Here is a 21,447-nt window from a genome sequence, read left to right on the forward strand (position 1 = left end):
GATCTTCGCCGTGGCTATTGCGTTTCGTTCCCAAACACCCGATCCAGCGCCGCGTCRTACGTCGCCTGCACCAGCTCCGGATGCAGCTTCGCCAGCGCTTCCATCATCACGCCGGAATTGATTTCCAGCACCCGCCACACGCCATCGACACGGACCACGTCAATCGACGCAAAGGCGATGCCGATGGCGCTCGCGGCATCGGTCGCGAGCTTCACGCAGGCCGTACGAACCTTGTCGTCCTCCAGCAGCACCGGCTTTGCGCCGGCATCGAGATTGTGTCGCCAATCCGACCCACGCTGCTTGCTGTAGACGACGAGTGGCGCATCATCGAGCAGGATCACGCGCACCTCTTGCTCGATCGCGACATAGGGCGAGATCACGAGTCCGGCGCTCATCGAAAAGACCTCGGCAACCGCGTGGTCGAGTTCCGCCTCTGTCGTCACCTTGAACACCGAGCGCCCCGATGTCCCCTCGTTCGGCTTCACCACCACGCCTTGCGGATGGTCGTGAAGCAGCTCGAGCATTGCGTTTCGCCAATTGGGGCCAACAACGTTCTTGCCCAGCTTCGGGTTGAGGAAGAGGCGATGCGGAATGCATGGCACGCCCTCAAGCGCCAGCACCTCGGCAGTGGCCGATTTGTCGTTGGCGAGGCGGTGCGCGATGGCGCTGTTGAGGCCGATGTCGTAGCCGAACGCGAAGTGGCGCTTTACGCGGCTGCGCATCGCGAGCAGCCAGCCGCCGGCGCGGACATCGAGCGCGATGCCATGGGTTGCGCAATAGCGCCTGATCGCCTGGACGAAGATCCGCTCGCCGCTTGCCATGTGTTCAGTCGTTCCTGTCGCCAAAAGCCGCAAAAATGCGGGAAACGGCGCCAAACCGGGGTGAAAGTCAGAGCTATTCTTAATGAAATTCTCGCGAGCGCGACGGAAATTAAGTGCTGCAATCAGGCCCTGAAGGGAAAAGAAATTGCCCGCCGCGCATGCCCGGCAGCAGATTCATTAATGATGTGGCCATTTCCGCCGCAAATGCCGGTTTGAGCGGCATCAATTGCATCCGGAACGAGGTTGATTATTGGCCTCAATGGCGTAGATCACACACGCGAAATCCTCCGCCATGGCAATGGTGTCCGCCCCGCTTTCAGGGGCCGGGCAATGCTTTTGCCCTAAAACCGCAATTATTCGGAATATCGAAAATCATGAGCGCGTTTTACCGAGAGAAGGTTCTTTCCGTCCAGCACTGGACCGATACGCTGTTCAGCTTCCGCGCCACGCGCGACACCGGCTTCCGCTTCCAGAACGGCCAGTTCGCCATGATCGGCCTCGAGGTCGACGGCCGTCCGCTGCTGCGCGCCTACAGCATGGCGAGCGCCAACCACGAGGAAGAGCTCGAGTTCTTCTCGATCAAGGTTCAGGACGGTCCGCTGACCTCGCGCCTGCAGAAGATCAAGGAAGGCGACACCATCCTGGTCGGCCGCAAGGCGACCGGCACGCTGATCACCGACAACCTCATTCCCGGCAAGCGGCTGATGCTGCTCTCGACCGGCACCGGTCTCGCGCCCTTCGCCAGCCTGATCAAGGACCCCGAGGTCTACGACCAGTTCGACAGCATCGTGCTGGTGCATGGCTGCCGCCAGGTCTCCGAGCTTGCCTATGGCGAGAAGCTGGTTGCTTCCTTGCGCGAGGACGAGCTGTTCGGGGAGCTGCTGGCGGACAAGCTGATCTACTATCCGACCRTGACCCGCGAGCCGTTCAAGAACCGTGGCCGCATCACCGACCTCATCAACTCCGAGCAGATCTTCAACGATATCGGACAGGGCCCGCTCGACATCGAAACCGACCGCATCATGATGTGCGGCAGCCCGGCGATGCTGGAAGAGCTGAAGGTGATGTTCGAAGGTCGCGATTTCATCGAGGGAAGCGGCAACAAGCCCGGCCATTTTGTGATCGAGAAGGCGTTCGTCGAGCGGTAAGCGCCGTTCGGCTTTTGATTGACGCTCCGTAGCCAAAACATCGGTGTCGTCCCGGGGCGCGCGACTTGTCCGCCGTAGCTCGAAGAGCGAAGGCGGAAGCGCGAGCCCGGGACCCATAACCACAGGAAGTGGTTTGGCGACGGCTAGTGGTTATCAGCTCGCGCCATAACCTCTCCCTGTGGTTATGTGGCCCCGCGTTCGCGGGGACGACGGCGGAGAGTTTGGCTGGCATCCCGCCGCACACTCGCCAGCCATCCACGTCCCTCACCATCCTCCCCCGACTTTGTTATTGGCGCGTCTCGCGCGCCCCTTGTTATAAGCTCGCGCCAAAATCTCGCCGCGATGTTGCAATGCGAGAGCTGGGGAGCTGCGCAAATCTTGTCCGTGATCGACCATGGTCCGCCGAAACCGACTGCCTTCGTGCTGGCGGGCGGCGGCAGTTTTGGAGCGATCCAGGTTGGCATGATGCATTCACTGGCGCGGCACGGGGTCGTCGCCGATCTCGTCGTCGGCTCCAGCGTCGGCGCGATCAACGGCGCCTATTATGCCGGCGACCCCTCGCTCAAGGGCGTGCTGGGGCTGGAGGCGGTCTGGCGCGGCCTGAAGCGTCATGATGTCTTCCCGGTCACCTGGAAGAGCCTCGCCGGATTCATGTGGCGGCGCGATTTCCTGATTCCCCATGACGGCATCCGCAAGCTGGTCGAGGACCACATCCCCTATCGCAACCTCGAAGATGCCGCGCTTCCGGTGCACATCGTCACCACCGATTTCGTCTCCGGAGAGAGCGTGGTGTTGTCGGAGGGGGCGACGGTGGACGCGATCCTGGCGTCCACTGCGATCCCCGGCGCGTTCTCGCCGGTCTACTACCGCAATCGTTTCCTGGCCGACGGCGCGCTCTCCTCGAACACGCCGGTCCGGGTCGCGATCAAGAAAGGCGCAAAACGGCTGGTCGTGCTGCCGACCGGACACGCCTGCGCGGTGAAGGACCCGCCGGTGGGCGCGGTTGCCAATGCCCTGCATGCGCTGACGCTGCTGATCGCCCGGCAATTGGTGGCGGAGCTCGAGGGGGTGGCGTCCGACATCGAATATGTCGTGGTGCCGCCGCTCTGTCCGCTGGTGGGATCGCCCTACGATTTTTCGCGGACCGACGACCATATCGAGCGTGCGGTCGCGAGCACCGATGCCTGGCTGGCGCGAGGCGGCCTCGAGCAGCACGGCGTCATTCCGCACGAGGCGCAGCCTCATGGTCACTGATTTGTCATTTCATTTGAATCTATTGCACTGCGAAGCCCGCCGCGGGATGGATTGATTTGCGGCATCCGGATTCGGTAGCCTCAAGGCGGGGTCCGCGTCATAACCATGGACGTGGCGCGGGCGTATCATGCCCTGTCAGACTGACGAGAGGGATGTGGTCGTGGCCAACGATAACAAGACGCAAGCTTCGCCCGAAGGGCTGATGGAAACCCTGCTGCTGCCGTTCTCGCCGCGCTTCATCGTGCTGACCATCTGCGCGGTCGTCACCGCGCTGCTGATCGGCATCGGTCTCGCCGATGGCAAGATCTTCGACATCCTGCTGATCCCGATCCTGATCTTCGGCGCTCTCACGCTGCTCGGCGTCCGCGATCTCATGCAGAAGAGTCACGCGGTGCTGCGCAACTATCCGATCTCGGCGCATATCCGTTTTCTGCTTGAAGAGATACGCCCCGAGATGCGGCAGTATTTCTTCGAGAGCGAGAAGGACGGCATGCCGTTCTCGCGCGATACCCGCTCGCTGGTCTATCAGCGCGCCAAGATGGAGCTCGACAAGCGCCCGTTCGGCACCCAGGAGGACGTCTACCGCGAGGGCTACGAGTGGATGCATCACTCGGTCTCGCCGAAGACGCATGCCGAGGAGAAGTTTCGCGTCCCCATCGGCGGCCCCGATTGCGCAAAGCCATATTCGGCATCGGTGTTCAACATCTCCGCGATGAGCTTCGGCGCGCTCAGCCCGAACGCCGTGCGCGCGCTCAATGCCGGCGCTAGGAAGGGCGGCTTCGCGCATGACACCGGCGAGGGCGGCTTCAGTCCCTACCATCGCGAGATGGGCGGCGACATCATCTGGGAGATCGGCTCCGGCTATTTCGGTTGCCGTCATCTCGACGGCACGTTCGATCCGGAGGCATTCGCGCGCGTCGCGAGCCAGGACCAGATCAAGATGGTCGAGCTCAAGATCAGCCAGGGCGCCAAGCCCGGCCATGGCGGCGTGCTGCCGGCTGCGAAGGTGTCGGAGGAGATCTCAAAAATCCGCGGCGTCACGATGGGCGAGGACTGCATTTCGCCGGCCTCGCACCGCGCCTTCTCCACGCCTGTTGGCATGATGCAGTTCATCGCCGAGATGCGACGCTTGTCCGGCGGCAAGCCGGCCGGCTTCAAGCTGTGCATCGGTCATCCCTGGGAATTCCTGGCGATCTGCAAGGCGATGCTGGAGACCGGCATCTATCCGGATTTCATCGTCGTCGATGGCAATGAAGGCGGCACCGGCGCCGCGCCGCTGGAGTTCATGGACCATCTGGGCATGCCGATGCGCGAGGGCGTCAATTTCGTCCACAACGCACTGGTCGGCATCAATGCGCGCGACCGCATCAGGATCGGCGCATCCGGCAAGATCGCGACCGCCTTCGACATGGCGCGGGCGATGGCGATTGGCGCTGACTATTGCAACTCGGCGCGCGGCTTCATGTTCTCGCTGGGCTGCATCCAGTCGCTGAGCTGCCACACCGACCGCTGCCCGACCGGGGTTGCGACCCAGGACCCGACACGTGCGCGTGCGCTCTATGTGCCGCTCAAGATCGACCGCGTGCATAATTATCACCATGCCACACTGCACTCGCTCACCGAGCTGATCGCCGCGGCCGGCCTCGAACATCCGCAGCAGCTGCGCCCGATCCACTTCAGCCAGCGGACATCGACCACCCAGGTGCGATCCTTTGCGCAGCTCTATCCGTCGCTGCGTCCGGGCGAGCTGCTCGAAGGCACCGAAGATCCGCGCTTCCGCGATGCCTGGCTGATGGCGCGGGCGGAGACGTTCCAGCCGGCGCCGTAGGGGCCACCGCATGATCCGCCGCATCCTGCGGCGGTAAAAATTCATCGGGATTGTGGTTGTGTTTTAACGTCTGTGTCAGCTTGGGGTGTAAATTGGCCCCATGGACGAGCGACGCGACAAAGCCAGGCACCGCGTGCTGAAAGCCGGAACCATCGAGTTCGGCGGCGGCGCGATCGACTGCACCGTCCGCAATTTCTCCGATACTGGTGCCGCGCTCGATGTCACCAGTCCGGTCGGTATCCCCGAGCGCTTCACTCTGGTCATCCAGGCCGACGGAACGCATCTCGCCTGCACGGTCGTCTGGCGCAAGGAGAAGCGGATCGGCGTGCGGTTCGGGTGAGCGGTCTGCGTTTGATCGGCGCGCGCTTAGGGCGCGCTTGTCCGGGACGACGGGTGGAGGGTTGGGTGCGCAATCACCCCGTCTAGACCTCACTCAACCGGCCCGCCAGAATCTTGTCGATCCTGCGTCCGTCGAGATCGACCACCTCGATATGCCAGCCGGCGAAGTCGAAGGCATCGCCGACATTCGGCAGCACGTTGAACTGTTGCAGCACCAGGCCCGCCACCGTGTTGTAGCGGTGCGGCGGCAGCTCGACGCCGAGCAACTCGCCGAACTCGTCGACCGGCATCCAGCCGGAGACCAGCAGCGAGCCGTCATCGCGCCTGACATAGGCCGGCTCCGGCGGTCCCTCCTCGGAATGGAAGGCGCCGACGATCGATTCCAGAATGTCAGCCGTCGTCACGATACCCTCGAAGGCGCCGTATTCGTCGTAGACCAGACCGACATGAACCGGAGCGGCTTTCAGGATCGCCAGCACGTCGCGGGCGTCGGCTGATGCCGGAATGCCGGGCGCCTCGCGCACCAGCGCTCGCAGATCCGGCGTGCGCTCGTTCATGTAGGCAACCAGCAGGTCCTTGGCCTGGAGCACGCCGATCGGCTTGTCGCGATCGCCGTCCGAGACGGGAAAGCGCGAATGCGGGCTCTTCGCGATGATCGCTTGAATGGCCTCCGGCGCATCGTTCAGATCGATCTCGTTGACCTCCGTGCGCGGCGTCATGATCGCGCCGACCGGCCGGTCGCCGAGCCGCATGACGCCCGCGATCATCTCCTTTTCGCCCGACTCCAGCACGCCCGCGTTCTCGGCTTCGCTGACGAGGTGATGGATCTCGTCCTCCGAGACCTTCTCCTCGGCCTTGCCGCCGCGCCCGAGCAGCGTGAGGATCAGCTTGCCGGAGAGATCGAGCAGGAAGACGAGCGGCAGCGAGATACGCGCCAGAACGTGCATCGCGGGCGCGACCTTGACCGCGATGCTCTCGGGGTCGCGCAGCGCCACCTGCTTCGGCACCAGCTCGCCGACGATCAGGGTGGCGTAGGTGATGAGCGTGACGACGATGCCGACGCCGACGATGTCGGCAATCCCTGAGGACAGGCCGAGCTCGACCAGCCATTGCGTCAGCCGCTGTCCGAGCGTCGCGCCGGAGAACGCGCCCGAGAGCACGCCGACCAGCGTGATGCCGATCTGCACCGTCGAGAGGAACTTTCCGGGATCGGCCGCCAGCGTCAGCGCCCGCTCGGCGCCGCGCACACCCTTGGCTGCGAGCAGCGACAGCCGGGCCGGGCGGGACGAGACCACGGCCAGCTCGGACATGGACAACAGGCCGTTAATGACGATCAGGACGACGACGATGATGATTTCGACGGACAACATTGTGCGCAAGGAGAAGGGATACTTGACCCGGCGAACGCCGGACCAAGCCCCTTATATATGAACTCGATGCACAATTTGTCCGGTTCCCGACCAAATTGCCGCAGGCGGGATCAAGCGCTCTCGCCCGGGTTTTCGAGGCTGAACGTCTCCGACTGCTCGTCATATGCGAACAGCTCGCCATAACGTCCCCAGGACACCACGGTCCTGAGCGTCTCGTCCGCATAGTCCTCGGACATGTAGTCTTCGAGCTCGTTGCGGAACCGTGCCGCGGGGGCGGTATGGGAGGGACGTTCGTCGAGCACGCGGCGAATCAATCCCATCACCGGCACGTAAGTGACGAGATGTTCGGCGAACAGCTTCTTGCGTGCGTCGGTTTCGAGATGGGCAAAACGCTTGCCCGTGTCGGTGAGCATCAGGTCACCTTCGCTCAGCTGGGCGAAGCGCAGCAGTTGCAGGGACTCGCCGAGGTGGAGGATCTCGTCGGCCTCGAGCTGGAGCTGGCTTGCGAGCACGGGCAGGTCGGCGTGTCCGTGATAGGGCGGCCCCGCCAGCGTCTCGATCAGGCCCGACAGCACGTTGGACGATACGTGGTGCAGGGTCATGCCGACACCGGAGCCCAGGATGCCTTCGACGGGGGGCGCCTTCGGTTCGGCGCGTTGGGTCATGCGCGCGTAGATGTTGTCGACGAGCTGCCGGAAATGGGGGTCGAGCCGGTTGCGCGGATGCGGCATGTCGACCTTGATCTCGGCGGCGACACGCCCTGGATTGGATGAGAACACCAGGATGCGATCGCACATCAGGACCGCCTCCTCGATATTGTGCGTCACCATCAGGATCGATTTGATCGGCAACCGGCCCTCGATCCAGAGGTCGATCAGGTCCGTGCGCAGTGTCTCGGCCGTGAGGACGTCGAGTGCCGAGAACGGCTCGTCCATCAGCAGGAGGTCCGGATGCACCACCAGCGCGCGGGCGAAGCCGACGCGCTGCCGCATGCCACCCGACAGTTCCTTCGGGAAGGCGGACTCAAACCCGTCAAGGCCGATCAGGTCGATCGCAGCAAGAGCGCGCTTGTGGCGCTCGGTGGCATCGACGCCCAGCGCTTCGAGCCCGAGCTCGACGTTCTGGAGCACGGTCAACCAGGGAAACAACGCGAATGACTGGAACACCATGGCGACGCCGTTCGGTGGCCCGACGATGATCTCGCCGCGACAGGTCGCCTGTCCCGCAGACGGGCTGACCAGACCGGCGATGATCCGCAGCAAGGTGGACTTGCCGGAGCCGGAGCGGCCGAGCAGGCCGACGATCTCGCCCGAGCGGATCGTCAGGTCGACCTTGTCCAGCACCAGGAGCTGTTCGCCGCTGCCTTTCGGGAAAGATCGGCAGACACCGCGGATGTCGATGAGCGCAGAGGGTTGATCGAGCATGATGGTCTCCTCGTCAGCCGAGCCGCAAGCGACGCTCGCCGAAGGCATAGAGYGGCCGCCAGACCAGACGATTGAACAACGTCACCAGGATGCACATCGTGGCAATTCCGAGCACGACGCGCGGGAAGTCGCCGGCTTCCGTGGCGGAAGCAATATAGGCGCCGAGTCCGGTGGCCTTCAGATGCGTGTCGCCCCAGCTTGCGACCTCCGCGACGATCGACGCATTCCAGGAGCCGCCGGACGCCGTGATCGCGCCGGTGATGTAATAAGGAAAGACGCCGGGCAGTATCACCTTAAACCACCATCGCCATCCCCGGAGATGGAAGCTGCCGGCGGCTTCGCGCAGATCGCTCGGGAAGGCGCTGGCGCCCGCGATCACATTGAACAGGATGTACCACTGCGTGCCCAGGATCATCAGCGGGCTCAGCCAGATGTCTGGATTGAGCTTGAAGCTGACAATGGCGACGACAAAGACGGGGAAGGCGAGATTGGCCGGGAAGGCCGCCAGAAACTGGGCCAGCGGCTGGATTCGTTCGGCGAGCTTCGGGCGAAGCCCGATCCACACGCCAACCGGCACCCAGATCAGCGTGGCGAGGGTGATCAGGATGGCGACGCGCAACAACGTGATGAGCCCGTCCCTGATGACGACGAGAACGTCGGACATTCCGAGACTGGCCGAGAGATAGCGATAGGTCAGCCAGGCGGCATAGGCCGTGCCGGCGAGGATCAATGCGATCCAGACCGTATCGACGAGGCGTGACGTCTGGTCTTGACCTGGTGCCGCGGGCGGCAGCTTCGGCAGCGGAATGCGCAAGTTCGAGATCGCGCGGTTCAGCGCCGCGAAAGGAAGGGTCAGCGCACGCAGCGCCCGAGTCCGGCGGAACAGGTCGAGCATCCAGGAGGCCGGCGCCTCGCCTGAGGCGGTCTGCTCGAAGCGGAATTTGTCGGCCCAGGCGACGATGGGGCGGAACAGCAGCTGATCATAGGCGATGATCACGAGCAGCATCGCCAGCATGGCGTAGAGGATCGCCGGCAAATCCTGCTGCTGAATTGCCATCGCGACATAGGAGCCGATGCCCGGCAGCGTCACCGTGGTGTTGCCGACGGTGATCGCCTCCGAGGCCACCACGAAGAACCAGCCGCCCGACATCGACATCATTGCGTTCCAGATCAGGCCGGGCATCGCGAAGGGGACGTCGAGGCGCCAGAAGCGCTGCCAGCCGGACAAATGGAAGCTTTGCGTGGCCTCTTCCAGATCCTTCGGAACGTTGCGGATCGACTGGTACAGGCTGAACGTCATGTTCCAGGCCTGGCTGGTGAAGATCGCGAACACCGAGGCGAGCTCGGCGCCGAGCACCTGCCCCGGAAACAAATTCATGAAGAACACGACGGTGAAGGTGAGGAAGCCCAGGATCGGGACGGATTGCAAAATATCCAGCAGCGGGATCATCACCAATTCGGCTCGCCGGCTCTTGGCTGCGATCGCCGCGTAGATGAAGGTGAAGACCGTCGAACAGACGATGGCGAGCAGCATCCGTAAGACGGTGCGCAAGGCGTAAAGCGGAAGGTTTGCCGGATCGAGCGTGACCGGTGCGCGCTCGAGCTCGGACAGCGGCGCCGTGGTCTGCTCGCCGCCATAGACGATCAGGACCATGGCGCCGATCACGAGGATCAGCGCCGCGACATCCCAGACATTGGGGAGTAGCGCCCGGCCGATCGCGGCCGTGCGGATATCTCTCGGCTTCATAGGCCCGCCCTTGGGCTGGAATTTTGGGCTAGAACTCTGCGTGCAGGCGGCCCGAGAAGATCGAGACCGGCCCGCGGTCGGCGTTATAGGCCGGGTTTGTGATCAATTGATAGTCCGCGGTCAGCGTGACGTTCTTGTTCACCGAATAGGCATAGTAGGCCTCAAGGATGCGCTCCTTGCGGTAGTTGAGAGCGCCGTCGCCGATGAGAACACCGAGGCCGCCGGCGGCCAGGAAGTCGCGATAATCCTGCGAGATAGCATTGACCGCGCCGCCGATGCCGACGACGTCGTCAGGCCGGCCCCATTTCGTGCCCTTGATCGACAGTCCGCCGGCTAGGCTGCTGTTGATGTCGGTGAAGGCGAGTGTTTCGGTCTTGCCGTCGTTCCAGCTCCAGCGGCCGAACAGCCCGATATCCTCTGTGATCGCCTGCTCGAGGTTGACGACGTAGCCGACCTTGAGGCGGCCGCGGCGGGTCTGCGCGATGTCGAGATTGAGCGCAGGATTGTCCAGCGTCTCGCGGAAGCTGCCCATGTTGGCGCTGTCGACCCAGCCCATGGTCCTGAGCTTGCCAGGTTGGCCGAGCAGCGAGAACCGCGTCTCCAGCTCGATCGCGTACTGACCGCGTTCCCCGACCCTGGTGTCGAAATGATTCGAATTGGACTCCGCGACCATCAGGAAATAGCCGCCGCGCAGCGCCCATTGCTTCTGGTTGAGCTCGGCGGTGACGCCATAGGTGAGACCGACCTTGTCGGCGGAATAGTCGAAGGCGCCCGGCGCCCACAGCGACCAGTTCATGAAATCCTTGCGGGTGTCCTTGGCAAAGGCATTGCCGTCGAACACGTCGATCACCGCGAACTTGCCGGCTTGCACTGTGAGCCGGGAAATGTCGACCTTCTGCGCAAGCTGCAATTGGCCGCTCGCGAGCTCTTCCTGCTCGCCGCCAAAGCCGAACGTCTGGCGCACGAACAGCCGCGAGGTGTTGTAATGCGGATAGGGGAAGTTCGACTTCTGCGCTTCGCCGTTGGGAAAGCCTGCCGCGCCCACCGTGTCGTTCAGTCCAAATCCCTGGAGCAGTTCGGGATTGTAATAGACCTCGCCGCCGTCCCACAGCCGCGCGTTCAGGAACAGGCTGTTGCTCCAGGTCGCCTTGGCCTGGGTTGAAGGCGAGAGCGAGTTTGTTCCGCTGTAGAGAGCGGGGAACGACGGATAGCCTTGCGGCAGATAAGTGCTCTGACCGTGAATCTCCCAGCGATCCGATTCCGTGTCGATCAGGGAGCTCTTCGGATTGTAGCTCGGCATGCCCGGCCAATCGACCTTGCGGTTGAGCCCGAGCCTGATCGACTGGAAGTCGAGCGGCGAGGAGGTGTATTGGGCCCCCGTGGAGAAGGCGACGTTGGCGCCGTCGAAGCGGCTATGGAGATATTCGAGCCGTGCGCTCCAATGCGGCGCGAAGCCGTATTCGATGCCGGCACCCGCGATCCAGCCGGGCCGCGTGTTCAGGATTTTCGGGACGTCGCCCGCGGCCGGCGTGTCGAAATAGCGCTCGCCCATCCACGCAAAGCCGCCGGTGGCATAGACGAGCCATGGACCGCTGGTGTAGCCGACGCGGCCGCGCAGGCTGGCGGTGTAGTCCCACTGCTGGATGACCGTGTTGGCAGGTGTCGCGAGGAAGGAAACGATCGAGTTGGAGGTGATGTAATTGGGAAACGAAAAATCGCCTTCGACGCCGACGAGCCAGCCGGAGTTGAGCCGGTAGTTGTAGCCGGCCTGCACGCCGCCGATCATGCCGCTGAAGACGCCGCTGCCGTTGATCGCGGTGCCGTCGTTCAGCGCGAAGCTGGACGAGCCACGGCTGTAGCCGGCATGCGCGCCGATATAGAGGCCGGTCCAGTCATAGACCGCTTTCAGCGCCGGCGCCTTCAGCGGCAGATCGGCCGCGTGTACGGCGGCGGGAAAAGCCAGCACGCCCGAGGCAATCGCCGCGGCCGTTCGCAAATACCGGTGTCGGTGACCTCTCAACTTCAAAACGCACGCCCCCAAACGCGAATGTGTCCTATTCGCCGCGATATCCCTGCAGATTCGCGGCGACCCTGTCACGAAGTCTTGGTTGTTCACGCGATCGGACCAGACGATCCCGATTCGACGCGATTTCTTCCCAAGCCCCTGTGCTTGTTACAAACCTTATTGCGATTAATTCGCAATAGCAACTGGCACGGATTGCCGCAGCGGATGGTTCGCACTCTTGTGTGACGAAGCTGCAACAAATTCTCAGGTCCAAAATGAATGACCCGCCCGGGGGGACAGCCGGGCGGGTCGGGGGCACGACACGGGGTGGATGAGGCGCCCGTGTCGAACGCGGGATCCACGTGAGATCGGCCTCAGGTACTCAAATCAGTAGCAAGTACGAACGCGGCCGACGTACTGGCCGAAGGCGTTGTACTGGGCGACCCAGCCGCAGCGGTGATAGCCGTAGTAATAGGGGTCGTTGCTGGCGGCGATCGCGGAGCCGACGACGGCGGCGGTGGCGATGCCGGCACCCACACCCCAGACCCAGCCGGGCTGCTTGGCTTCGGCCGAGGAGGTGGTGGACACGATGCTGCCGGTGACGGCGAGGGCAGCGAGCGCGACGGCGGCAATCCTGGTCTTGATCGACATGTGAAACTCCATCCGGGTTGAGGCGGTCCGTTGTGGTCCGCGTGCCCAGTTGGACGGAGGCTTGTCGCGTCCGGTTCGAATCCCGCAAAAGCGGGCGTGCAGCCAGGATGTTTCCTGAATGATTCCAGTCGGATGCGAGCTAGCCGAGAGGCCCTTTGGCGAGCCTGTTCACGTCGAAGTTATCGACCTCGGCCAGCAGCTCGCAGAAAGCCGCCGCGCCCTGATCGAGCAGCTGCGCACCCTTCTCGGGGACGGCCAGCGTCGCGTTGCCGATCGCGCCGCTCGTGTGGAGATCCTGCGCCTGCCAGGCGAACGGCGCGGGCCGCTGTGTCGACAGCCAGCGATACTGCTTTTCCATGGCGATGCTGCTCGCGGGAAAATCCGCGATCGCATCCTTGCGCACCTGATCGGGATAGCGTGCCAGCATGATCGACGTCTCGACGGCGCCGCCGTGAATGCCGTGGCGCACCTCATCGGCCGGGAACAGTTTCTCCGCGCCCGACAGCCGCGACCACGACGTCGTCACCACAAAGAGCTTGTGATGCGCGCGAAGATCCTGCGCGACCAGCATCATTGCCGCGCTGTTGCCGCCATGGCTGGTGATGATGACGAGCTTCTTCACGCCGCGCCGCGCGATGTCCTCGCCGATTGCGGTCCATCGCTTCAGCGCCACCTCGGTCGGCAGCGTCTGCGTGCCCGGATAGTCGATATGCTCGGTGGAAATCCCGACCGGTTCAACGGGCAGGAACGTCGCCGGAACATTTGCGGGCAACAGCTCGCGCACGCGCGCGAGATACGCGTCCGCGATCAGCACGTCGGTCTCGAGCGGCAGATGCGGGCCGTGCTGCTCGGTCGCCGCCAGCGGCAGCACCGCGATCCAGCGCGACACGTCCGCAAGGCTCCCATCGGCCCAGTTGATGTCGATCCAGTCGCGAGACGGCGTCATCGTGGTTTCTTTGCCCGAATTTGTCGCGTATTTTGGGGTTATCAGGGGACGCGGGCCTGGCCGGCTCGCGTCCCCGAACTTCATGCGGTTCTATCGCGTTGCCTTCACATCGGCCAGCCACGATCGACGGAGTGCCATCATGACCCCCTCTCATCTGCGGCGAGCGTTAACGGCGAGCTTGATGGCCGCTTTCGTCTCTCTCGCGCCGGTGCGCGCCGAGACGCTGGACAAGGTCACCTTCGGCACCAACTGGGTCGCCGAGGCCGAGCATGGCGGTTTCTTCCAGGCGGTCGCCGACGGCACCTACAAGAAATACGGGCTCGACGTCACCATCGTTCCCGGCGGTCCGAACGAGAACAACCGGATGCTGCTGATCGCCGGCAAGATCGATTTCTTCATGGCCGCGAACACGCTGATGTCGTTCGACGCGGTGGCGAATAACGTCCCCGTCGTCACCATCGCAGCGGTCTTCCAGAAGGATCCGCAGGTGATGCTGACGCAGCCGGACGCCAAGGTCGCCAAGATCGAGGATCTCAAGCCGCTGACCTTGTTCGTCTCCAAGGAGGGCATGACCAGCTACTTCCAGTGGCTGAAGTCCGAATACGGCTTCAACGAGAAGAACGTCCGTCCCTACAATTTCAATCCGCAGCCCTTCATCGCCAACCCCAAGAGCGCGATGCAGGGCTACGTCACCTCCGAGCCCTTCGCGGTCGAGAAGGCCGCCGGCTTCAAGCCGAATGTGCTGCTGCTTGCCGATTACGGCTTCAACACCTATTCGACCCTGATCGAGACGCGCCGCGACATGGTCGAGAAGAAGCCGGACCTGGTGCAGCGCTTCGTCGATGCCTCCATGGTCGGCTGGTACAATTACATCTACCGCGACAATTCCGCGGGCAATGCCATGATCAAGAAGCTCAACCCGGAGATGACCGACGAGCTGCTCGCCTATTCCGTCGCCAAGATGAAGGAATACGGCATCGTCGATTCCGGCGAGTCCTTGAAGAACGGCATCGGCGCGATGAGCGACGAGCGCTACACGTCCTTCTTCAACAAGATGGTGAAGGCCGGCGTCGTGAAGGCGGATCTCGACTTCCGCAAGTCCTATACGCTGCGCTTCGTCAACAAGGGCGTCGGCGTCGAGCTGCGCCCGAGCAAGCCGTAGCGCAAGGTCCATGTCATCCGTCAAAAGCTCGTCCGGGGTCGAGGCCGGACTGACGGCTCTCGCCGTCAGCCTGCGCGGCGTGACGAAGGCGTATGACAATGGCGTCATGGCGCTCGGCCCGCTCGACCTTGCCGTTCGCAAGGGCGAGTTCATCTCGCTGCTGGGCCCGTCCGGTTGCGGCAAGTCCACTGCGCTGCGCCTGATCGCAGAGCTCAGCGCGCCATCGTCCGGCATCGTGCGGGTGGCGCGCCACGAGGGCGATGTGCTGCCGGGTCATGGCATCGGCTTCGTGTTCCAGGAGCCGACGCTGATGCCCTGGACCAGCGTGCGCGAGAATGTGCGGCTGCCCTTGAGGCTCGCAGGCGTTCCGAAGGCGGAGGCGCGCGCGCGGGCCGATGAGGCATTGGCCAGCGTGGGTCTTGCCGATTTCGCCGATGCTTTCCCACGCGAGCTCTCCGGCGGCATGAAGATGCGGGTGTCGCTGGCGCGTGCGCTCGTCACCGACCCTGATATCCTCCTGATGGATGAGCCGTTCGCCGCGCTCGACGAGATCACGCGCTTTCGCCTCAACAACGACCTGCTCGCGCTGTGGCGAGCCCTGGGCAAGACCGTCATCTTCGTCACCCATTCGGTGTTCGAATCCGTCTACCTGTCGCAGCGGGTCGTGGTCATGACCGCGCGGCCCGGCCGCATCCAGGCCGATATCCGCATCGAGACGGTCGAGCCGCGCGGTGAGGAGTTTCGGACCTCGGCCGCCTATTCCAATTATTGCCGGAAAGTGTCGGCCGCGCTGGCGCCGTCCTATTCGGGGCAATCGATGCTATGAACGCGCAAGCTGCCGTTACCGCAAAACCATCCGGCGCGCAACGCGCGATGCGCTTCGTGCTTCCCGTCATCGTGTTCGCGGCCGGACTCGCGGCCTGGGAACTGGTCGTCCGCATCAAGGACATCCCGCCTTACGTTCTGCCAGCACCCTCCGTCATCTTCCTGACGCTGATCAAGGACTGGGCGGTGCTGTCACAATCGCTCGCGACCACGCTGCTGACCACGCTCGAAGGTTTTGTCGCCGCCAGCATCGGCGGCATCGCGCTGGCGCTGCTGTTCAACCAGTCGAAATGGGTGGAATATTCGCTATTCCCCTATGCAATCGTCCTCCAGGTGACTCCTGTCATCGCGATTGCACCGCTGCTCCTGATCTATCTGGAGCAGCAGACCGCGGTCGTCGTCTGCGCCTTCATCGTTGCCTTTTTCCCGGTGCTGTCCAACACCACGCTCGGGCTGAATTCGGTCGATCGCAACCTTGCCGGCCTGTTCCAGCTCTATGGCGCCTCGCCGCCGCAAACCCTGCGCTTCCTGAAGCTGCCAGCGGCGCTGCCCTATATCCTCGGGGGCCTGCGCATTGCCGGCGGCCTGTCGCTGATCGGCGCGGTTGTGGCCGAAATCGCGGCCGGCACCGCCGGCGCGGGCTCCGGGCTCGCCTACAGGATCGCCGAATCCGGCTATCGATTGAACATACCCCGCATGTTCGCAGCGCTGCTGCTGTTGTCGTTGGCCGGGATTGTCATCTATGGGGTGCTGGCGCTAGTTTCCCACCTCGTTTTACGGCGCTGGCACGAGAGYGCGCTTGGAAAGGAAAACTGATGACTACCGGTTCGATTTCGTCCGAAAAGATCGACCTTCTGATCTATGGGCCGGTGCGGCCAATTCTCGACAACGGTTTTTCCGATCATTTCGTCGTGCACAAGGCGGAGACCCGGGGCGATCTCGAGCGGCTGACACCGGCGATCCGCGAAAAGATCCGCGGCGTGGCGGTGACCTATCACACCGTGCGTGCCGACAGGGACTCGCTGTCGCAATTGCCCAAGATCGAGATGGTGGCGAGCTTCGGCGTCGGCTACGACCACGTCGACGCCAAATACGCGGCCGAGCACAACATCATCGTCACCAACACGCCCGACGTGCTGACCGAGGAGGTCGCCGACGTCGCGATGGGTCTTCTGATCTCCACCGTGCGTGAGTTCATCAAGGCCGACCGCTACGTCCGCTCCGGCCTCTGGCAGACGCAGAACTATCCGCTCAGCGTCGGCTCGCTGCGCGACCGCAAGGTCGGCATCGTCGGCATGGGCCGGATCGGCCAGGCCATTGCGCGCCGGCTCGATGCCTCGCTGGTGCCGGTGGTCTACCACTCCCGCAATCCGTCGAAGGACGTCTCCTACAAGCACTATCCCGATCTGATCGAGATGGCGAAGGCGGTGGACACGCTGATGGTGATCGTGCCCGGCGGCGCCTCGACCAACAAGATGATCAATGCCGAGGTGCTGAAGGCGCTCGGTCCGCGCGGCGTGCTGGTCAACGTGGCGCGCGGCTCGGTGGTCGACGAGGCGGCGCTGGTCCAGGCGCTCAAGTCCGGCACCATCCTCGCCGCCGGCCTCGACGTGTTCGCGGCCGAGCCGAGCGTGCCGGACGAGCTCAAGACCATGCAGAACGTCGTGCTGCTGCCGCATATCGGCTCCGCGTCGGTGGTGACGCGCAACGCGATGGATCAGCTCGTGGTCGACAACCTCAAGTCCTGGTTCGCCGGCAAGGCGCCGTTGACGCCGGTTGCGGAAACGCCGTTCAAGGGGCGCTGATGAGAGGTCTTCGGGTCGTTGCATTCGCCGTCGCGGCCTGCGTGGCCGCGATCGGCATCGCGCATGCGCAGGATGCGACGACCCTGAAGAAGACGATGCCTGGGCAGTGGGAGCTCTCGACCACCGAGCGCAGCAAGACCTGCGTCGTCACGATGAAAGGCGATGCCGCGGGGCAGGGGTTCAAGCTGGAGCTGGAGCCGGCCTGCAAGACCACGCTGCCCTTTACGAAGGACATCGTCGCCTGGAGCGTCAGGGGTCTCGACATCGTTCGTTTGCAGGACGCGACCGGTGAAGCCGTGATCGACTTCACCGAGGTCGAGGCCGGCATCTTCGAAGGCCTGCGGCAGGGCGAGGGCGTCTACATCCTCCAGGACCTCGCCGCCGCCCGCTCGATGGCCAAGTCGATGGACCAGATGATCGGCGACTGGTCGATGGTGCGCGGCAACGGCCAGCCGGTGTGCGGGCTGACGCTGACCAACACCGAAGCCGGGCCGGACAATTTCCAGGTCTTCGTCAAGCCGAAATGCGATCCGGCGATTGCTCAGTTCAATCCGGCGCAATGGCGGCTCGAGCGCGGCCAGATCGTCCTGATGTCGAAATCAGGCGAGGCCTGGCAGTTCGAGGCCGATGACAACGCGCAATGGCGGCGCGTCCCCGATACCGCCGATCCCCTGATCATGCTGCGGCAATAATTCTTCCGGTCGATGTCGATTTAGCCAAGGCTCAATCGTCACATCCATAGCGAGCCGGTTTGCAGCCGGAGCGGCTGCTGCTCGCCAAGGGAGTTTTTCATGCGCTTCATGTACATCGTCACCTCCAGCCAGCCGATGGCTGCCCCGAGCCCGGCGCTGATGGAGGCTATGCAGAACATATCCGAGCGGGAGATCAAGGCCGGTCGAATGATCGACAATGGCGGCCTGATGCCGCTTGCGACCGGCGCACGGGTGCGAATCGTCGACGGCGAACTCAGCGTCATCGACGGCCCCTTCGTCGAGGCCAAGGAAGTCATCGGCGGCTATGCCATTTTCGAGCTGCGCGACAAGGCTGAAGCCGTGGCCATGGCGAAGGAATTCATGCAGCTGCATCTCGATCACATGCCGGGCTGGGAGGGGACCTGCGAATTACGGGCATTCGCCACGCCGGGCGCCGACATGGCCTGCGAGGTCGACGCGCAGTCCAGGGTGGCTGCCCACGCCTGATGGACACCACCGCTCGTCCTGGAGCGTTTTCTCGCGAAGTGAATACCGTTTCGCGTCAAGAAAACGCGTCAAAACAAGAATCTAGAGCCCCGTTCCGATTCCATCGGAACGGAAAGGGCTCTGGTCGGCGGCGATGACGACCGCCGACATCGATCACGCGATCCGCGCCGCGATTCACGCAACCTGGCGCGTCGCGCAGCCACGGCTGATCGCCACGCTGTCGCGCATGCTGCGCGACGTGCCGCTGGCGGAGGAATTGACCCAGGACGCTCTGGTCGCAGCGCTGGAAGCGTGGCCGCACAGCGGGGTGCCGGACAATCCCGGCGCCTGGCTGGTTGCGACGGCCAAGCGCCGCGGGCTCGATCATCTGCGCCGGGCAAAAATGCTCACCCGCAAGCAGGACCTGCTGACGCACGAGCTGATGCAGGAGCAGGACGCGATGCCGGATTTCGACGCCGCCCTCGACGACGATATCGGTGACGAATGGTTGCGGCTGATCTTCACGGCCTGTCACCCGCTGCTGCCGCGGCAGGCCCGCGCGGCGCTGGCATTGCGCATGATCTGCGGCCTGACCACCGACGAGATCGCGCGCGCCTTCCTGGTCACGGAGGCAACCATCGCCCAGCGCATCGTCCGCGCCAAGCGCACGCTGTCGCGGTCGGGCCTGAGCTACGAGATCCCGGGCGGCGAGGCGCTTTCGGAGCGTCTCGCCTCGGTGCTCGAGGTCGTCTATCTGATCTTCAACGAGGGCTATTCGGCCTCAGGCGGCGAGGAGTGGCTGCGGCCGCAGCTCTGCGACGAGGCTCTGCGCATGGGGCGGGTGCTGGTCGGGCTCGCGCCCCTCGAGCCCGAGGTCCACGGTCTGATGGCGCTGATGGAGCTGAATGCCGCGCGGAAGCAGGCGCGCACCGGCATCGATGGCGAGCCCATCCTGCTCATGGACCAGGACCGCAGGCTCTGGGACCGGCGCCAGATTGGTGGCGGCCTTCGCGCGCTCGATCGCGCGCGCGAGCTCGGTGGTGCCGGCCGGTTCTACACGCTGCAGGCCACGATCGTCGCGTGTCACGCGACGGCGGAGACGGCCGCTGCCACCGACTGGCGCCGCATTGCGGAGCTCTATGGCCAGCTTGCGGCGCTGGTGCGCTCGCCGGTGATCGAGCTCAACCGGGCGGTCGCGCTTGGCATGGCCGAAGGGCCGCAGGCCGGTCTCGATCTCGTGGACATGATCGCTGACGAACCGGCGCTCGGGGCCTACCACCATCTCCATTCCGTCCGCGGCGACCTCCTGGAGAAGCTCGGCCGCTTCGCCGAGGCGCGATTATCGTTCGAGACCGCCGCACGTCTCGCGAACAATGCGCGCGAGCGCGTGTTGATGGAGCGGCGTGCGGCAGCTATTGCCAATGCCGACGGCTGAAGACGCAAACGGCTTTACGTCGTCGGCTTCGGCGGCGGCGCGGTGCCTTGCGCCCACTTCTCGAACTTGCCGAGCACGCCCCAGGCCGTGAGCGCCAGCGAGATCGGCATCGCGAACTGGCCGAGGCCCGGCACCGCCGATACGATCGTTCCGAGCAGTCCGGCAATACCGCCTGCATTCGGGCTCGCGGTCACCGAAGAGAGCAGCGCAGTGAGCACCGAGCCGCCGATGCCAAGTGCCGTCTTCTTGCCGTCGAGCAGCTTGCCGATGGTCTCGCCGAGCGCGCCGTTGACCTGGCCGAGCATGGGCTTGCCGTCCTTGTTGAGCAAGGTGCTGAGCAGGTCGACGACCTGCTTCAACTGATCGACGGGGGCCGGGTTGGTCGGACTGACCGGTCCTGGCACGGGCGCCGTCTTGTTGATGAGGGAGAAGAGCCGTTCGAACAGGCTGATCGGATCGTTGGTGGCGGGCAGCGTATTGCCCGGTGTCGTCGTTCCCGGTGTTACGCCGCCGGCTGCCGGTCGCAGCAACTGTGCGAGGTCTTCCAGCCGCTTCAGGACCTTGGAAATATCGCCACTCGGCAGGGAGCCTCCCGCCTGCGTTGCACGCGTGAGCGCCGCGACCGTGGCCCCGTCGAGAAGCCCGGTATCCCTCAGGCCGTTCTGCTGCTGAAACTGYGAGACCGCGGCCCCGGTCTTCGGTCCACTGATGCCGTCCTCGACGAGCGGCGGATTGGCGCCGAGCTTGTTGAGCGCCTGCTGCATCAGAACAATCGTCGACGCGGCATCGTCCTCGGGCTCGGTGCGGCCGGCGAATTGCGGGCTACCGTCGAGGGTGATCGAGGAATCGAGCGACATCATCGCATGCAGGATCACCGCCGTGCCGAGTTGGGAATCGACGTGGTTCGAGTCGAACACGTGGTCGCGGACGAATTTGCCGGCCCTCGCCTCGGGCGGGCCGTACAGTGTCGAACCGCCATAGAGGTAGGGCGAATTGCAGCCCTTCGAGTGATAGCCGAAGCCGTTGAACGCCTCGAGCCGGAACAGCATCCGCGCGATGCCCCAGTCGTGGGCGCCGATGAAGTTCTCGATTCTGAACGCGTCCACGGCGCCGTCCACGAACGTGGTAAAGGGGCCGCGCCCCYTCGGAACGATGGTCGTCACGCGATGAAGCGTTTCGCCGTTGCCGAGATAGGTGTCGAAATCGAAGTTGGATTCGCGGTAGTGGCAGAGCGCGGCAAAATACCAGGGGACTCCGGTCAACCRCTCGATCTGCTGATAGGTCGCCTTGCCGTTGATCGCCTTGCGCGCGACGCCATTCGCGTCGCCGAGGCGGGAAGGCCGGATCTCGAGATCGGCCCAATTCCGCTCGTACTCGCTTTTCAGACTCTCGAATGAGACCATCTTCCGCTCCCGAAAATTGATGAATTATCGAAATTTCGTGCAAGTCAGATATGGACCAGGTGCCGTGATCGGGTGTGACTCCAACGTGATCTTCCGGCAAATGTGG

Annotated in this window: 19 protein-coding genes; 11 read left to right on the forward strand and 8 right to left on the reverse strand. The window is 63.9% G+C overall.

Annotated features, from left to right (window positions below):
* Positions 1 to 14: 14 nt before the first annotated feature.
* Complete coding sequence (locus AB4Z51_RS00865; RefSeq protein WP_441496839.1) at positions 15 to 821, reverse strand: ATP-grasp domain-containing protein; 807 nt, start codon at positions 819 to 821, stop codon at positions 15 to 17.
* A gap of 374 nt (positions 822 to 1,195) precedes the next feature.
* Between AB4Z51_RS00865 and AB4Z51_RS00870 the strand changes: the two genes are divergently transcribed.
* The 4 genes from AB4Z51_RS00870 to AB4Z51_RS00885 all read left to right on the forward strand — a co-directional run bounded on the left by AB4Z51_RS00870 (position 1,196) and on the right by AB4Z51_RS00885 (position 5,391).
* Positions 1,196 to 1,969 carry a ferredoxin--NADP reductase gene (locus tag AB4Z51_RS00870; protein ID WP_441496840.1) on the forward strand — a complete coding sequence of 258 codons (774 nt, stop codon included), beginning with the start codon at positions 1,196 to 1,198 and terminating at the stop codon, positions 1,967 to 1,969.
* Positions 1,970 to 2,311: 342 nt separating this feature from the next.
* The gene (locus AB4Z51_RS00875; protein ID WP_441496841.1) at positions 2,312 to 3,223 is read left to right on the forward strand and encodes a patatin-like phospholipase family protein; all 912 of its coding nucleotides are present in this window, start codon (positions 2,312 to 2,314) and stop codon (positions 3,221 to 3,223) included.
* Positions 3,224 to 3,425: 202 nt separating this feature from the next.
* Positions 3,426 to 5,051: an FMN-binding glutamate synthase family protein gene (locus AB4Z51_RS00880; RefSeq protein WP_441496879.1), complete on the forward strand. Its 1,626-nt coding sequence runs from the start codon at positions 3,426 to 3,428 to the stop codon at positions 5,049 to 5,051.
* A 100-nt stretch (positions 5,052 to 5,151) separates the two neighbouring features.
* Entirely contained in the window at positions 5,152 to 5,391 is a 240-nt protein-coding gene (locus tag AB4Z51_RS00885; RefSeq protein ID WP_028159962.1) for a PilZ domain-containing protein, read from the forward strand.
* 82 nt (positions 5,392 to 5,473) lie between these two features.
* Here the strand turns inward: AB4Z51_RS00885 and AB4Z51_RS00890 are convergent, their stop codons facing one another.
* From AB4Z51_RS00890 to AB4Z51_RS00915, 6 genes are all read right to left on the reverse strand, one after another.
* The gene (locus AB4Z51_RS00890; RefSeq protein WP_441496842.1) at positions 5,474 to 6,760 is read right to left on the reverse strand and encodes a hemolysin family protein; all 1,287 of its coding nucleotides are present in this window, start codon (positions 6,758 to 6,760) and stop codon (positions 5,474 to 5,476) included.
* Between the two features lie 110 nt (positions 6,761 to 6,870).
* Positions 6,871 to 8,184 (reverse strand): ABC transporter ATP-binding protein, encoded by a 1,314-nt coding sequence (locus tag AB4Z51_RS00895; protein ID WP_063986036.1) that lies wholly within the window; start codon positions 8,182 to 8,184, stop codon positions 6,871 to 6,873.
* Between the two features lie 13 nt (positions 8,185 to 8,197).
* Positions 8,198 to 9,931 (reverse strand): ABC transporter permease, encoded by a 1,734-nt coding sequence (locus AB4Z51_RS00900; protein WP_441496843.1) that lies wholly within the window; start codon positions 9,929 to 9,931, stop codon positions 8,198 to 8,200.
* Between the two features lie 28 nt (positions 9,932 to 9,959).
* Positions 9,960 to 11,927, reverse strand: a complete 1,968-nt coding sequence (locus tag AB4Z51_RS00905; protein WP_441496844.1) for a carbohydrate porin — start codon at positions 11,925 to 11,927, stop codon at positions 9,960 to 9,962.
* A 396-nt stretch (positions 11,928 to 12,323) separates the two neighbouring features.
* Positions 12,324 to 12,599: a hypothetical protein gene (locus tag AB4Z51_RS00910; protein WP_354097903.1), complete on the reverse strand. Its 276-nt coding sequence runs from the start codon at positions 12,597 to 12,599 to the stop codon at positions 12,324 to 12,326.
* 127 nt (positions 12,600 to 12,726) lie between these two features.
* Positions 12,727 to 13,533, reverse strand: coding sequence for a creatininase family protein (locus AB4Z51_RS00915; RefSeq protein ID WP_354118643.1), 807 nt, complete (start codon positions 13,531 to 13,533; stop codon positions 12,727 to 12,729).
* Positions 13,534 to 13,672: 139 nt separating this feature from the next.
* Between AB4Z51_RS00915 and AB4Z51_RS00920 the strand changes: the two genes are divergently transcribed.
* From AB4Z51_RS00920 to AB4Z51_RS00950, 7 genes are all read left to right on the forward strand, one after another.
* Positions 13,673 to 14,695 carry an ABC transporter substrate-binding protein gene (locus AB4Z51_RS00920; protein ID WP_085402695.1) on the forward strand — a complete coding sequence of 341 codons (1,023 nt, stop codon included), beginning with the start codon at positions 13,673 to 13,675 and terminating at the stop codon, positions 14,693 to 14,695.
* A gap of 10 nt (positions 14,696 to 14,705) precedes the next feature.
* Positions 14,706 to 15,521: an ABC transporter ATP-binding protein gene (locus tag AB4Z51_RS00925; protein WP_063980698.1), complete on the forward strand. Its 816-nt coding sequence runs from the start codon at positions 14,706 to 14,708 to the stop codon at positions 15,519 to 15,521.
* The gene (locus AB4Z51_RS00930) at positions 15,518 to 16,336 is read left to right on the forward strand and encodes an ABC transporter permease (RefSeq protein ID WP_038942786.1); all 819 of its coding nucleotides are present in this window, start codon (positions 15,518 to 15,520) and stop codon (positions 16,334 to 16,336) included. The genes AB4Z51_RS00925 and AB4Z51_RS00930 overlap by 4 nt, the downstream gene beginning before the upstream one ends.
* Positions 16,336 to 17,325, forward strand: a complete 990-nt coding sequence (locus AB4Z51_RS00935; protein WP_085402676.1) for a 2-hydroxyacid dehydrogenase — start codon at positions 16,336 to 16,338, stop codon at positions 17,323 to 17,325. The genes AB4Z51_RS00930 and AB4Z51_RS00935 overlap by 1 nt, the downstream gene beginning before the upstream one ends.
* Positions 17,325 to 18,017 (forward strand): AprI/Inh family metalloprotease inhibitor, encoded by a 693-nt coding sequence (locus tag AB4Z51_RS00940; protein ID WP_441496845.1) that lies wholly within the window; start codon positions 17,325 to 17,327, stop codon positions 18,015 to 18,017. Before AB4Z51_RS00935 ends, AB4Z51_RS00940 begins: the two co-directional genes overlap by 1 nt.
* A 99-nt stretch (positions 18,018 to 18,116) precedes the next feature.
* Positions 18,117 to 18,524 carry a YciI family protein gene (locus AB4Z51_RS00945; RefSeq protein ID WP_441496846.1) on the forward strand — a complete coding sequence of 136 codons (408 nt, stop codon included), beginning with the start codon at positions 18,117 to 18,119 and terminating at the stop codon, positions 18,522 to 18,524.
* A 133-nt stretch (positions 18,525 to 18,657) separates the two neighbouring features.
* Positions 18,658 to 19,938 carry an RNA polymerase sigma factor gene (locus tag AB4Z51_RS00950; protein ID WP_085402673.1) on the forward strand — a complete coding sequence of 427 codons (1,281 nt, stop codon included), beginning with the start codon at positions 18,658 to 18,660 and terminating at the stop codon, positions 19,936 to 19,938.
* Between the two features lie 14 nt (positions 19,939 to 19,952).
* On the opposite strand, the gene AB4Z51_RS00955 is transcribed toward AB4Z51_RS00950, so the two are convergent.
* Positions 19,953 to 21,341: a peptidoglycan-binding protein gene (locus AB4Z51_RS00955; RefSeq protein WP_441496847.1), complete on the reverse strand. Its 1,389-nt coding sequence runs from the start codon at positions 21,339 to 21,341 to the stop codon at positions 19,953 to 19,955.
* Between the last annotated feature and the right edge of the window lie 106 nt (positions 21,342 to 21,447).

Origin of the sequence: Bradyrhizobium sp. 2TAF36, from assembly GCF_052114925.1 — a bacterium.
Taxonomy (GTDB): Bacteria; Pseudomonadota; Alphaproteobacteria; order Rhizobiales; family Xanthobacteraceae; genus Bradyrhizobium; species Bradyrhizobium barranii.

Coding starts and splice junctions, on each gene's coding strand:
- AB4Z51_RS00875 (WP_441496841.1), top strand. CDS start 2,312: ATGTTGCAATGCGAGAGCTGGGGAGCTGCGCAAATCTTGTCCGTGATC.
- AB4Z51_RS00880 (WP_441496879.1), top strand. CDS start 3,426: ATGGAAACCCTGCTGCTGCCGTTCTCGCCGCGCTTCATCGTGCTGACC.
- AB4Z51_RS00885 (WP_028159962.1), top strand. CDS start 5,152: ATGGACGAGCGACGCGACAAAGCCAGGCACCGCGTGCTGAAAGCCGGA.
- AB4Z51_RS00890 (WP_441496842.1), bottom strand. CDS start 6,760: ATGTTGTCCGTCGAAATCATCATCGTCGTCGTCCTGATCGTCATTAAC.
- AB4Z51_RS00895 (WP_063986036.1), bottom strand. CDS start 8,184: ATGCTCGATCAACCCTCTGCGCTCATCGACATCCGCGGTGTCTGCCGA.
- AB4Z51_RS00910 (WP_354097903.1), bottom strand. CDS start 12,599: ATGGAGTTTCACATGTCGATCAAGACCAGGATTGCCGCCGTCGCGCTC.
- AB4Z51_RS00915 (WP_354118643.1), bottom strand. CDS start 13,533: ATGACGCCGTCTCGCGACTGGATCGACATCAACTGGGCCGATGGGAGC.
- AB4Z51_RS00920 (WP_085402695.1), top strand. CDS start 13,673: ATGACCCCCTCTCATCTGCGGCGAGCGTTAACGGCGAGCTTGATGGCC.
- AB4Z51_RS00925 (WP_063980698.1), top strand. CDS start 14,706: ATGTCATCCGTCAAAAGCTCGTCCGGGGTCGAGGCCGGACTGACGGCT.
- AB4Z51_RS00935 (WP_085402676.1), top strand. CDS start 16,336: ATGACTACCGGTTCGATTTCGTCCGAAAAGATCGACCTTCTGATCTAT.
- AB4Z51_RS00940 (WP_441496845.1), top strand. CDS start 17,325: ATGAGAGGTCTTCGGGTCGTTGCATTCGCCGTCGCGGCCTGCGTGGCC.
- AB4Z51_RS00945 (WP_441496846.1), top strand. CDS start 18,117: ATGCGCTTCATGTACATCGTCACCTCCAGCCAGCCGATGGCTGCCCCG.
- AB4Z51_RS00950 (WP_085402673.1), top strand. CDS start 18,658: ATGACGACCGCCGACATCGATCACGCGATCCGCGCCGCGATTCACGCA.